Source organism: Streptomyces sp. NPDC054047 (genome assembly GCF_055585065.1).
Map to the genome: position 1 here is coordinate 975,728 of NZ_JBVJKV010000003.1, position 11,637 is coordinate 987,364.

Below are 11,637 nucleotides of genomic sequence, written 5' to 3' on the forward strand. Positions count from 1 at the left end.
ACCCGCTCAGTTCTGGCTTCCGTTCTGGCCCCGGTCACCGGCCTCCCGGTGTGCCGGGGCCCAGTGCGCTCCGTTGTCCGACCGGAACGCCTCCACGGCGCCTTCCACGGTGGGGCGGAAGCGGCGGGCGTCGAAGGTGTGGGTCAGGCCGTAGCGCTCGACCTTGCGCCGCACCGGGTCCTTGAGCTCGGCGAAGACCAGGTCCACGCCCAGCTCCCGGAGCGTGGCGTCCAGCTCCTCCAGGATGTCCGCCGCGGTGGTGTCCACGTCGGTCACCGGCTCGGCCGCGATCAGCACGCACCGCGTCGCCGGCCGGGCGCGTGTGTACCGCAGGACCTCGTCGCGGAACGACTTGGCGTTGGCGAAGAACAGCGGCCCGTCGAAGCGGAAGATGACCAGGCCAGGCAGCAGTTGGGCGCCCGGGTGCGACCGCACGTCGTGGTAGCCCTCCAGGCCGGGCACGCGCCCCAGCACGGTGCTGTAGGGCCACCACGCGCGCCGGAAGACGTTCAGGATGGACAGGCCCACCGCGACGGCGATCCCCGGCAGCACCCCGAGCAGGGCCACCCCGAGGAAGGCCGCGATGGACAGCCAGAACTCCGCCTTGCGCTGGCGCCACAGCCGCGTGGTACCCGCGAGGTCGGCCAGCGACAGGGAGGCCGTGATGACCACCGCGGCGAGCGCGGGCTGCGGCAGATCGCGGAAGAGACCCGGCAGCAGGACGAGCATGAGGACGATGAGCGCCGCCCCGACGACCCCGGTCAGCTGCGTCTTGGCCCCGGCCCGTTCGGCCACGGCCGTGCGGGAGCCGCTGGTGCTCACGGGAAACCCCTGGAACAGGCCGGCGGCCACGTTCGCCGAGCCGATCGCGATCATCTCGTCGTTGCCGCGGACCTCCTGCCCGGTGCGGGCCGCGAAGGCCGAGGCGTTGGAGATGGTGTCGGCCAGCGACACCAGGGCGATGCCCAGCGCGCCGACGAACAGCGGGCCCAGGTCGTCCCAGCCGATGTGCGGCACCGTGAACGGCGGCAGCCCTTCGGGGAGCCGGCCCACGGTCTTCACGCCGTGCTCGTCCAGATCGAGGACGACGGATGCGGTGATGGCCAGGACCACCATGACCAGGACGGCGGGCACCTTCGGCAGCAGCCGTTGCAGCAGCAGGATCAGGAGGATGCAGCCACCGCCGACCGCGACGGCGGCCGCCACCGCCTGTCCGTCGGTCACCCCGTCGACGAAGGCGTCCACCTCGCCGATCAGCCCGTCGGCATCGGTGGAGAAGCCGAACAGCTTTGGCAACTGCCCGATGAGGATGGTCAGGGCCAGCCCGTTCATGTAGCCGATCATGGTCGGTTTGGAGATGAGGTCGGCGACGAATCCGAGCCGTGCCACCCCCGCCAGGAGCGTGATCGCGCCGACCATCAGGGCCAGCATCGAGGCCAGCGCGATCGCGCGCCCGCTGTCCCCGTCGGCGGCGAGCAGCGGCAGGACCGTCGCGGCGATCATCGGGCCGAGCGAGGAGTCGGGGCCGAGCACCAGGACGCGGGAGGGACCGGCCACGGCGTACGCGAGCAGACAGAGCACCGAGGTGTACAGACCGGTGATCGGCGGCAGGCCGGCCAGTTCGGCGTAGGCCATGCCCTGCGGCACGAGGAGGGTGCTCAGGACGACGCCCGCGACCAGGTCCTTCAGGAGCCACTCCCGGCGGTAGGTCCGCAGCGTCTTGAGCCCGGGAGGCGTCCCGCGCACCGGCCGCTCACCCCTGCCCGGCGCCGGTCGGCCGGTGGCGGGCGGGGACGAGCAGGACGACGTCCCCCACGACCGCCGCCTCCGCCGGTCCGATGACCGCGTTCAGCACGGTCAGGCCGAGCAGAACCACCGCGGCGCCCCCCTCCTGGATCGCGAGCGACACCGCGGCGGAGGCGACGAGGACGATCTGCGTGGACGAGGTGTACCGACCGGGGAAGCGGCTCCGACCGCTGCTGGTCCGCTCCTGCGGCAGGCAGCGGGGCCCGTCATCGGCGAACCGCGCGGCCACCCGCGCGGTCATCGCGCCCGCCCCCGATCGCCCTTGCGGCGCCGGGCGGCCGCGGCGGCCCGTGCCGCGTGCGGGTCCGGTGCCGCAACGGCGGGCGCCTCGTCCTCCAGTCGCTGTTTCTCCACCTCCAGTGCGTGCCGGCTCTTGTCGTCGATGACCGGATACCGCGGGTCGATGTCGATCAGGGTGTGGGCGAGCACGGCCGCCGCGCAGACGCGCGCGAACCACTTGCGGTCCGCGGGCACCACGTACCAGGGCGCCCAGGACGTGCTCGTGGCGGACAGCATCTCGGAGAACGCCGTCTGGTACGCGTCCCACCAAGTGCGTTCGCGGGCGTCCGCCGCCGAGAACTTCCAGTTCCGCTCCGGGACGTCGATCCGTTTGAGGAAGCGGATGCGCTGCTCCTCCTTGGACAGGTTCAGGAACAGCTTGACGATCCTGAAGCCGTTGTCCGTCAGATGCCGCTCCCAGCCGTTGATCTCCCGGTAGCGACGGCGCCAGATCTTCTTGCCCAGGACCTCGTCCGGCAGCCGCTGGCGGGTGAGGTGTTCGGGGTGCACCCGCACGACCAGGACCTCCTCGTAGTGCGACCGGTTGAAGATGCCGATCTCCCCGCGGCGCGGCAGGTGGCAGACGTAGCGCCAGAGGTAGTCGTGGCCCAGCTCCTCGGCCGACGGCACCCGGAAGTTGGCCACGTGCACGCCCTGCGGGTTCACCCCGCTCATCACGTGCCGGATCGTGCCGTCCTTGCCCCCGGCGTCCAGCGCCTGAAGGCACATCAGGACGCCGTGCGTGCCCTGGGCGGCCAGCCGCCGCTGGTAGTCGGCCAGCAGGGTGACGCCGCTGCGGAGCAGTTCCTGGCCGTCCTTCTTGGTCTTGATGCCCGCCTTGTGGGCGGGATCGAAGTCCTTGGCCAGGTCCACCTTCGAGCCGGGTTCGACCCGCAGCGGCGCGATGAACTCAGCGATCCGCTCTGCCCGATCGTCGCGCTCCGCCCGATCGTCCGAGCGCCCCCGTCCGTGCTTCATGGGCCACCTCGGCTAGTAGAGCGTGTCCTTCTCCACCACGCACAGGGCCCAGATGACGAACCCGCCCATCGCGATCAGGGTGATGGACCACAGCGGGTGGTACGGGAGGGACAGGAAGCTGGAGATGATCATCAGCGCGGTGATGACCACGCCCGTGATCCTGGCCCACTTGGAGCCCACGAACAGGCCGAAGCTCACGATGACCGCGATCGTTCCGATGGCCATGTGGATCCAGCCCCAGGCCGTCAGGTCGAACTGGAAGACGTACTCGGGCGTGTTGACGAAGACCTGGTCCTCGAGGGCGGCCATCAGACCCCGGCAGAAGTCCAAGGAACCGGAGATGAACAGGAGCACCCCCGCGAAGATGGTCAGCCCGGCGGCCGCCGCCTGCACGGTGTCGGAGCGATGGTGCTGAGTGGTCGAGGTGGCCATGACAGGACCTCCGTACTCGACGAGGGTGCCGATTGCACCGCTGTGCCCCGAGTGTTGCCCCCGACAGGTGCCCTCGGTCGTCACCCTCCGAGGGTGACGCCGCAGGGCAGGCCGCCCAGGAGGCTGGCCGTCGTCCGGCCCGCGAACACAGGCTTCGGCCAGCGAACGGAGGCGAGGCGATGTCCGTGCCGTCCACCCCGGAGGAAGCAGGCGCCCGGCAGGAGAAGCGCCCCTGGCCGCGCAAGGTCCTCGCGCCGCTCGCCCTGGCCCAGTTCGTCTGCAGCTTCGCCGGGTCGAACATGACGGTGATGATCCAGGACATCAGCGAGGACCTGGACACCACGGTGCAGGGCGTGCAGACCGCGATCACGATCTTCCTGCTGGTCATGGCGGCGCTGATGATCCCGGGCGGCATCCTCACGGACCGCTACGGCCGCAAGCGCTGCCTCGTCGTCGGACTCGCCGTCTACGGAGTCGGCGCCCTGCTCAGCGCGGTGGCCCCGGGCCTTGGCATCCTCATCCTGGGCAACTCGATCCTGGAGGGCATCGGTACGGCCCTGCTCATCCCGCCCGTCTACATCCTCACCACCCTCCTGTTCACCAACGTGGCCGACCGCGCCCGTGCCTTCGGGGCGATCATGGCGATGGGCGGCATCGGCGCCGCGGCGGGTCCGCTGATCGGCGGGCTCATCACATCGGCGATCAGCTGGCGGGCGGCCTTCGTCTTCCAGGCCCTGGTGGTGGGGCTGATCATCGTACTGAGTCGGCGCATCGAGGACCCGGTTCCGCCGGACCCCGACCGCGTCTTCGACACCGGCGGCGCGGTGCTGTCCGCGACCGGTCTGGTCCTGGTCGTCATGGGCATCCTCGCCGCCGACGACAACGCCTGGCTGATGGCGGGCCTGCTCCTGGCCGGCGCCCTGGTGCTGGTGGCCTTCTTCCGCTGGGTGCGGGCGAAGGAGCGCCGCGGGGCCCAACCGCTGCTGCGGACCGCGCTGTTCCGCAACCGCACGTCCAACCTCGGTCTGATCACCCAGCACACCCAGTGGCTGATGCTCATGGGCGTGTCCTTCGTGGTGGCCGCGTACCTCCAGGTCGTGCGGGGCTACGACGCGATCGGCACCGGCGTGATCTTCAGCGCGTCCACGCTGGGCCTGCTCGTGTCCTCACTGGGCGCCGAGCGCTTCGCGAAGAGACGAGAGCAACGCACGCTCGTCATGGGCGGGTTCGCCGTGACGGTCTGCGGGATCGGTGTGCTGCTCGCCATGGCCCACGGGTCACCGAGCGCCTGGAGCTTCGTCCCCGGGCTGCTGCTGATCGGTCTGGGGATGGGGGTGATGCTGACGCCTTCGGTCAACGTGGTGCAGTCGAGCTTCCCCGAGAGCCAGCAGGGCGAGATATCGGGGCTCTCGCGCAGTGTGTCGAACCTGGGTTCCTCGGTGGGCACCGCGGTCGCGGGCACCATCCTGGTCGCGGATCCGGCCGTGGGACCGTACGCCGTGGCGCTCGCGGTGCTGGCCGTCATCGGGCTCTGCGGCCTCGGCGCCGCCGCGATGCTGCCCCGGACCCCGGCGCCCACCCGGCACGGGTGAGCCGCGCGGCCCGCGCCGCGATGCGGGGTCAACGCCCGTCGTAGTGCACGCCACTTGCGACCATCAGGTCCTGCACCGACGCGCGGCGGGCGCTGAGCGGGATCCAGAACAGCCCCAGCGGAAACGTCACGCTCAGGGCGGCCCGCACCAGGGCCCGCGGCAGCCGCAGGAGCTCGCCCGCGCGGTCGGTGACGCGCAGCCCCATCAGCCGGTCTCCCGCCGTGCACCCGATCAGGGCCCACGACCCGCCCAGGTACAGCACGGCGAGGGTCCACCCCACCGTGCCGGAGAGCCAGCCGGGAAGTTCGGGAAACCGGAAGGGAGGTCCCATGACGAGGAGGCGCGCGATTCCGGCGCTCGCCTGGACCGTGAAGCCGACGGCGGCGAGGATCAGCGCGTCGAGCACCGCCGCGACGCCGCGCGAGACGATCCCGGCCGGCTCGTGCCCGGGGCCGCGCACGCCCTCCGGCACGGTCACCGGGCACGCCCGGGCGGCGGACCGTTCCCCTCGTCCTGCGAAGGCCCCGCCCGATGGCGCTGCGGCGGCCCAGCCCGCCCCAGGAGCCGGTCGCCGAACCGGTTGACGCTCCGGTCACCGCGCCTTCCGAGCAGGCGGATCGCGTCGGCGGTCTCCGTGGCCATCCCGCCCCCGGTGTCCCGGACGATCCGCCCCAGATCGATCTCGGACAGCACGTCACGGGTGAGTCCCACCAGGTCGATCCGGACGATCACCGCGTCGACGTCGACCCGGGCTGCGACCCGGTTCACGTCGACCCGGGCGGCGATGCGGTTCACGTCGACCCGGTCGGCGATCCGCTCCACGTCCACCCGGTCGGCGACCCGTCGTACGTCGACCCGTTCGGCGATCAGGTTCACGTCGACGCGGGACACGAGGTCGTCCAGATCGATGCGGTCGAGGACCGCACCGGCCACCGTACGGATCACCGCGGTCGCCGCGTCGTCCACGATCCCCAGCACACTCCGCGCCCGCCGGACGACGAAGTTCAGCGGCCCACCCGCGTTGTCTTCAGCCATCCCGTGATCGCAGCGGTGACCGGCGGTTCTGGCATCCTCCGCCGCGGGTGAGTCGCTCCTGCGGGGCGATCCCTCAGTAGTGCGGCACGACGACCACCGGGCACCTCGCGTGGTGGATCGCCGCGTGCGCCGTCCGTCCCAGGCGCGGCCCGGCAGGGATGCGCCGCCCGACGACCAGCAGTTCGGCCCTCGCCGCCGCTTTGACCAAGTGGTGGCCGGGCAGACCGTGCACGAGCCGCTCGGTGAGCTGTGTCCCGGGGAACTTGTGCCGCCAGGGGGCGAGCACGGACGCCAGCAGACGTGACTTCTCCTCCACGGGGTCGACGGCATCGGCCGATGGGATCAGGGGCGCGGTCCAGATGTGCACGACCTGGAGCGCACTCCGGCGGGACGCCGCCGCGTCGAAGGCGTACTCCAGCAGCTCGTCGTCGGGACGGTCGAGGTCGAGGCCGAGCACGACCGGGCGGTGCGGACCGCCCGAGCCCCGGTGCTCGTCCTCGGGGTGGTCTCCCGCCCGGACCAGGACGACCGGGCAGGCGGCGCGCGCTGCGACGGCCAGCGCGACCGAGCCGACCAGGACCCCGGTGAGCGCGCCGAAGCCGCGTGAGCCAAGGACGAGCAGCGCCGAGGATCTGGCCGCCGCCAACAGTGCCTGCACCGGTGGCCCGGTGACCTGCTCGTCGAGGATTCCCAGGCCGGGGTGCGCGCGGGAGAGCTGGAGGACGGCGCGGTCGAGCGCGGCGTCCGCACGCTGGAAGGGGACGTCGATCTCCGGCGGCCGGCTGCCGTCCGCCGGCGGGTCGCAGGCGTGCACGACGTGGAGGGGCAGGCCGCGGCGCAGGGCTTCGCGGGCCGCCCAGCCGGCGGCGTCCAGGCTCTCGGACGAGCCGTCGACGCCGGCGGTGATGGTCTGCTGCGTGGGCATGGTGCGCACCTCCGCGGTGCGGTGGGGGCGTCAGCCGGTCCAGGCCCAGGCGGCGACCTCGGGCAGATCGGTGCCGTGGGCGCGGATCCAGGCGTGGTGGCGGGTGCGGGCGTCGGCCATGGCCTGGCGGACGGGAGCGGCGCGGACGCCGAGACGGGGCACGCGGTCGATGACGTCCATGACCAGGCGGTACCGGTCGAGGTCGTTGCGGACGACCATGTCGAACGGCGTGGTCGTGGTGCCCGCCTCCTTGTAGCCGCGTACGTGCAGTTGGGCGTGCCCGGTACGGCGGTAGGCCAGGCGGTGCACCAGCCAGGGGTAGCCGTGGTACGCGAAGATCACCGGCTTGTCGGGGGTGAAGAGGGCGTCGTACTCGGCCTGGGTCATGCCGTGCGGGTGTTCCTCGTGCGGCAGCAGCCGGGTCATGTCGACGACGTTGACCACGCGCACGGCGAGTTCGGGCAGGTGCTCGCGCAGGAGACCGGCCGCGGCCATGACTTCCTGCGTGGGCACGTCGCCCGCGCAGGCGAGCACCACGTCGGGCTCGCGCCCGCCGCTCTCGGACCCGGCCCACTCCCAGATGCCCGCGCCGCGCGCACAGTGGACGCGCGCCTCCTCCAGCGAGAGCCAGTCGAAGCAGGGCTGCTTGCCCGCGACGACGACGTTCACATGGTCCCTGCTGTGCAGGACGTGCTCGGCCACGCAGAGCAGGGTGTTGGCGTCCGGCGGCAGATAGACGCGGACCACCTCGGGGCTCTTGTTGAGCACGTGGTCCACGAAGCCGGGGTCCTGGTGCGAGAAGCCGTTGTTGTCCTGGCGCCAGACGTGCGAGGTCAGCAGGTAGTTGAGGGACGGCACCGGCGCGCGCCACGGCAGCAGGCGCGAGGTCTTGAGCCACTTGATGTGCTGGCCGACCATCGAGTCGACGATGTGGACGAACGCCTCGTAGCTGGAGAACAGGCCGTGGCGGCCGGTGAGGGTGTAGCCCTCCAGCCAGCCCTGGCAGAGGTGTTCGGAGAGGATCTCCGTGACCCGCCCGTCCCCGGCGAGGTGCTCGTCGGTGCCGAGGATCTGTGCCTGCCAGGCCTTGCTGGTGGCGTCGTACAGCGCGGCGAGACGGTTGGACGCCGTCTCGTCCGGCCCCACGACCCGGAAGTCCCGACGCCCGGAGGTGTCCGCCATGATCCGGGCGAGCAGACCGCCCAGGACCCGCGTGGGTTCGTGCAGGGTCGTGCCCGGCTTCTCGACGGGGACGGCGAAGTGCTCCAGCGGCTGCTGGGGCAGCTCGCGGGTGCGCAGACCGCCGTTGGCGTGCGGGTTCGAACCGAGCCGCCGACGACCCTCGGGGACGCAGTCGAGCACCTGCGGGGTGGGGCGGCCGTGCTCGTCGAAGAGTTCCCGGGGCCGGTAGGAGCGCAGCCACGCCTCCAACTGCGCCAGGTGGTCCGGGTTCTCGCGCACGAGGGCGAGCGGCACCTGATGGGAACGCCAGGTGCCCTCGACCGGCTCTCCGTCCACCGTCGCGGGACCGGTCCAGCCCTTGGGCGTACGCAGCACGATCACGGGCCAGCGCGCACGGCCGTGCGAGCCGCCGCTCCGTGCGGCCCGCTGGATCGCGGAGATCCGTTCCAGGGCCTGGTCCATGGCCCTGGCCATGGAGTGGTGCACCTTGCGCGGGTCGTCGCCGCTGACGTGCAGCGGGTCGTGGCCGTACCCCTTGAGCAGGGAGTCCAGTTCGGCCTCGGGGATGCGGGCGAGCACGGCCGGGTTGGCGATCTTGTAGCCGTTGAGATGCAGGATCGGCAGGACCGCGCCGTCGTGGACGGGATCGAGGAACTTGTTGGAGTGCCAGGAGGCCGCCAGCGGCCCTGTCTCCGCCTCGCCGTCGCCGATGACGCAGGTGACGAGCAGACCGGGGTTGTCGAACGCGGCTCCGTAGGCGTGCGCCAGGGAGTATCCGAGCTCACCGCCCTCGTGGATCGAGCCGGGTGTCTCCGGGGCCACGTGGCTCGGGACGCCGCCGGGGAAGGAGAACTGGCGGAACAGCTTCGCCATGCCCTGCGCGTCCCGCGTGACGTCGGGGTACGTCTCGCTGTACGAGCCCTCCAGCCAGGAGTTGGCGAGGACGGCCGGGCCGCCGTGCCCGGGCCCCCACACGCACAGCGCGTCCAGGCCGTGTTCCTTGATGGCACGGTTCAGATGCGTGTGGATGAGGTTGAGGCCGGGCGACGTGCCCCAGTGGCCGAGGAGGCGTGGCTTGATGTGCTCGGCCCGCAGCGGTTCGGTCAGCAGGGGATTGCTCATCAGGTAGATCTGGCCGACGGCCAGATAGTTCGCCGCGCGCCAGTGGGCGTCGAGGGCTGCCGTTCGGACGGGTGTCACGGTGCCTCCTGCATAAGGGGGTTCGGGGGTGGTGCCTGCGTGATCAGGCGTGCGGGACGACGGCCACCGGGCAGGACGAGTGGTGCAGCACGGCGTGGTTGACCGGGCCGAGCTGCATCCCGATGTGTCCCTTGCGGCGCCGGGCGCCGACCACCAGGAGATCGGCGGTGCGGGAAGCGGCAAGGAGCGCGGTGCGCGCGTGTCCCTCGACGATCTCCCGGCGGACCGTGATCTCGGGATGGGCGGCCATCGCGTCCCGCACCAGATCCTCGACCAGTTCCGTGGCCCGGCGCTGGTGGTCGTCATAGGCCGTCGAGGGGAAGTCGGGGGCCTCCCGGGCGGGGCAGCGCCAGGCATGGACGACATCCACGGTGGCGTTGCGCGCCGCTGCCTCGCGGAGGGCGAACTCCACCGCGCTGTCCGCCTCCTGGGCGTCGTCGACGCCGACGGCGACGGTGCGGAACCCGCCCCGCAGATTCTTCTCGCCGCCGCGCACGACGAACACGGGCGACGCGGCGTGCGCGGCGACCGACAGGCTGATCGAACCGAGCAGCAGCTCGGCGAGTTCACCGCGGCCCCGGCTGCCGACCACGAGGGCGCCGGCCTCCGGGCTGATCAGGGAGAGCGCGACGGCCGGGTCCTCGGGCAGCACCTCGCTCGTCACCTTCACGGTGGTGGTGCGCCGCAGCGCACGCTCGACCGCCGAGGCCGCGATGTGGTCCGAAAGGGCTTGTACAGACGTCCGGTTGATGTCGAAGGACGGTTCGTGCCCCTCGTACCACTCCCACCTCGACGCATGGACGACATGCAGCGGCACCCCTCGCGTCGCGGCCTCGTCCACCGCCCAGTCCAGTGCTCGCAGGCTCGGATCCGAGCCGTCGACTCCGACGATCAGGGGCTTGTCCACGCTGCCACCACCTTCCGGCACGCCCCCGCAGGGGCCCTGCTTGGGACGGTTCCACCGAGGAGGCCGACCGGGGAGGGGGTGAACCGGCCTCGGTGGCGGACGGATGTCGCCGCCCCCTCTTCGCCGCAACCACGCCCCGTCGACTTCCGGTCGCGGCGAGTGACGACTGTGGCCGACAGACACCTGTTCGATGTTGTCGGCCGCCCCTAGGGTGGCGGATGCCCCAGACCTCGGCGTTCCACCTTTCTGTGTCGTTTTCAACTGACAGTGGGAGAGCCGGGATGTCGCGCCCTGGGAAGCATTCGCAGACAGCCGCCGACGGCAGCAGACCGTCGGGCCCGGCGTCCTTGTCCCACGTCGCGGCCACAACGCCTCGCCCGGCAGCTGCCCCCGGTGGCCGCCTGCCGGTGCGAGGGCGGCGGCCTTTCCCGGCCCGGGGAACATCCACGATGTTCCGCAATCCCCGTGCGGCTCCCGGGAAAGGCCGTACCGCGGCTCCCCGCCCACGTCCTGGAACCGGCGCGCAACCCCGTCACGGAAGAGGAACCTCGGCATGAACATCCTGGTCGGCTACACCGGGGTGCACGGCTCCACCCATGGCATCGCGGAGCGTCTCGCGACGCGGCTCGCCGAGTGCGGGCACGTCACGGTCGTCGTGCCGTTGGCCGCGGAGCAGAAGACGGGCGGCTACGACGCCTTCGTGCTGGGCAGCGCGGTGCACCACGGCGCCTGGCTCGGGCAGGCCACGGACTTCATCCGCAGCCACCCCAGCACCCTGGCGACGCACCCCACATGGCTGTACAGCGTCTGCCTGCCGCCCCACGCCGGACGCTGGCCCGCCCGGCGCAGCGCCGAGCCCCGCCAACTGGACGGCATCCGCTCCCTCATCCGCCCCTGGGAGCACCAGATGCTGGCCGGGGCCGTCTACCGCGACCACGTGCCGCGGTGGCGGCACTTGGCCTTCCGGGCACGCGGCGGACGGTACGGCGACCACCGGGACTGGAAGGCCGTCGACAACTGGGCCGAGCGCATCCACCGCGGGCTCGCGGGCGTCGACGGCACCGACACAGGCCTGTGACGCCGCGGGCCACCACCGGCCGACGCGGCCAGGACGCGCCCGCCGCCGCCGGACGCGGCGAACCCGCGGACGCCCCGCTGGGCGGCACGCGCAGCCTGTTGGAGGCGGTACTGCGGGAACTCAACCAGGGCCTGCACAGTCACCGGCCCGGTCAGCAGCCGATACCACGGCCCGGTCCGAGCGACAACAGCTCGGAGACCAGCGGCAGTTGACGGTGTTGTGG

At 71.9% G+C, this 11,637-nt stretch carries 12 protein-coding genes; 3 read left to right on the forward strand and 9 right to left on the reverse strand.

Annotation, left to right across the window (positions count from 1 at the left end; translation table 11 throughout):
* Positions 1–6 precede the first annotated feature (6 nt).
* Genes ACZ6ZP_RS15945 through ACZ6ZP_RS15960 form a run of 4 tightly spaced genes read right to left on the reverse strand, consistent with a single transcriptional unit; the run spans position 7 to position 3,495 of the window.
* Positions 7–1,746 carry a SulP family inorganic anion transporter gene (locus ACZ6ZP_RS15945; RefSeq protein ID WP_361464669.1) on the reverse strand — a complete coding sequence of 580 codons (1,740 nt, stop codon included), beginning with the start codon at positions 1,744–1,746 and terminating at the stop codon, positions 7–9.
* A gap of 7 nt (positions 1,747–1,753) precedes the next feature.
* Entirely contained in the window at positions 1,754–2,047 is a 294-nt protein-coding gene (locus ACZ6ZP_RS15950) for a hypothetical protein (protein ID WP_469407130.1), read from the reverse strand.
* Positions 2,044–3,063, reverse strand: coding sequence for a polyphosphate kinase 2 family protein (locus ACZ6ZP_RS15955; RefSeq protein ID WP_361464664.1), 1,020 nt, complete (start codon positions 3,061–3,063; stop codon positions 2,044–2,046). The genes ACZ6ZP_RS15950 and ACZ6ZP_RS15955 overlap by 4 nt, the downstream gene beginning before the upstream one ends.
* A 12-nt stretch (positions 3,064–3,075) precedes the next feature.
* Entirely contained in the window at positions 3,076–3,495 is a 420-nt protein-coding gene (locus ACZ6ZP_RS15960; RefSeq protein WP_351156037.1) for a DUF7144 family membrane protein, read from the reverse strand.
* A gap of 179 nt (positions 3,496–3,674) precedes the next feature.
* On the opposite strand from ACZ6ZP_RS15960, the gene ACZ6ZP_RS15965 reads away from it, so the two are divergent.
* Positions 3,675–5,087 carry an MFS transporter gene (locus ACZ6ZP_RS15965; protein WP_351156034.1) on the forward strand — a complete coding sequence of 471 codons (1,413 nt, stop codon included), beginning with the start codon at positions 3,675–3,677 and terminating at the stop codon, positions 5,085–5,087.
* Positions 5,088–5,115: 28 nt separating this feature from the next.
* Here ACZ6ZP_RS15965 and ACZ6ZP_RS15970 read toward each other — a convergent pair whose 3' ends face one another.
* The 5 genes from ACZ6ZP_RS15970 to ACZ6ZP_RS15990 form a co-directional block, all read right to left on the reverse strand.
* Positions 5,116–5,565, reverse strand: coding sequence for an RDD family protein (locus ACZ6ZP_RS15970; RefSeq protein WP_351156032.1), 450 nt, complete (start codon positions 5,563–5,565; stop codon positions 5,116–5,118).
* On the reverse strand, positions 5,562–6,122 hold the full coding sequence (locus ACZ6ZP_RS15975; protein ID WP_469407132.1) for a hypothetical protein: 561 nt from the start codon (positions 6,120–6,122) through the stop codon (positions 5,562–5,564). Before ACZ6ZP_RS15975 ends, ACZ6ZP_RS15970 begins: the two co-directional genes overlap by 4 nt.
* A 73-nt stretch (positions 6,123–6,195) precedes the next feature.
* On the reverse strand, positions 6,196–7,047 hold the full coding sequence (locus tag ACZ6ZP_RS15980) for a universal stress protein (RefSeq protein ID WP_351156026.1): 852 nt from the start codon (positions 7,045–7,047) through the stop codon (positions 6,196–6,198).
* A gap of 30 nt (positions 7,048–7,077) precedes the next feature.
* A complete protein-coding gene (locus ACZ6ZP_RS15985; RefSeq protein ID WP_469407133.1) occupies positions 7,078–9,429 on the reverse strand; it encodes a phosphoketolase family protein in 2,352 nt (783 codons plus the stop codon).
* Between the two features lie 43 nt (positions 9,430–9,472).
* Entirely contained in the window at positions 9,473–10,336 is an 864-nt protein-coding gene (locus tag ACZ6ZP_RS15990) for a universal stress protein (RefSeq protein ID WP_383824229.1), read from the reverse strand.
* Between the two features lie 553 nt (positions 10,337–10,889).
* Between ACZ6ZP_RS15990 and ACZ6ZP_RS15995 the strand changes: the two genes are divergently transcribed.
* Positions 10,890–11,414 carry a flavodoxin domain-containing protein gene (locus ACZ6ZP_RS15995; protein ID WP_351156017.1) on the forward strand — a complete coding sequence of 175 codons (525 nt, stop codon included), beginning with the start codon at positions 10,890–10,892 and terminating at the stop codon, positions 11,412–11,414.
* Positions 11,411–11,626 (forward strand): hypothetical protein, encoded by a 216-nt coding sequence (locus ACZ6ZP_RS16000; RefSeq protein WP_351156014.1) that lies wholly within the window; start codon positions 11,411–11,413, stop codon positions 11,624–11,626. The genes ACZ6ZP_RS15995 and ACZ6ZP_RS16000 overlap by 4 nt, the downstream gene beginning before the upstream one ends.
* The last annotated feature ends 11 nt before the right edge of the window (positions 11,627–11,637 follow it).

What these genes read in the sequence shown, in the direction of transcription:
- ACZ6ZP_RS15975 (WP_469407132.1), bottom strand. Translation starts at nt 6,122, where the DNA reads ATGGCTGAAGACAACGCGGGTGGGCCGCTGAACTTCGTCGTCCGGCGG.
- ACZ6ZP_RS15960 (WP_351156037.1), bottom strand. Translation starts at nt 3,495, where the DNA reads ATGGCCACCTCGACCACTCAGCACCATCGCTCCGACACCGTGCAGGCG.
- ACZ6ZP_RS15995 (WP_351156017.1), top strand. Translation starts at nt 10,890, where the DNA reads ATGAACATCCTGGTCGGCTACACCGGGGTGCACGGCTCCACCCATGGC.
- ACZ6ZP_RS15965 (WP_351156034.1), top strand. Translation starts at nt 3,675, where the DNA reads ATGTCCGTGCCGTCCACCCCGGAGGAAGCAGGCGCCCGGCAGGAGAAG.
- ACZ6ZP_RS15955 (WP_361464664.1), bottom strand. Translation starts at nt 3,063, where the DNA reads ATGAAGCACGGACGGGGGCGCTCGGACGATCGGGCGGAGCGCGACGAT.
- ACZ6ZP_RS15950 (WP_469407130.1), bottom strand. Translation starts at nt 2,047, where the DNA reads ATGACCGCGCGGGTGGCCGCGCGGTTCGCCGATGACGGGCCCCGCTGC.
- ACZ6ZP_RS15980 (WP_351156026.1), bottom strand. Translation starts at nt 7,047, where the DNA reads ATGCCCACGCAGCAGACCATCACCGCCGGCGTCGACGGCTCGTCCGAG.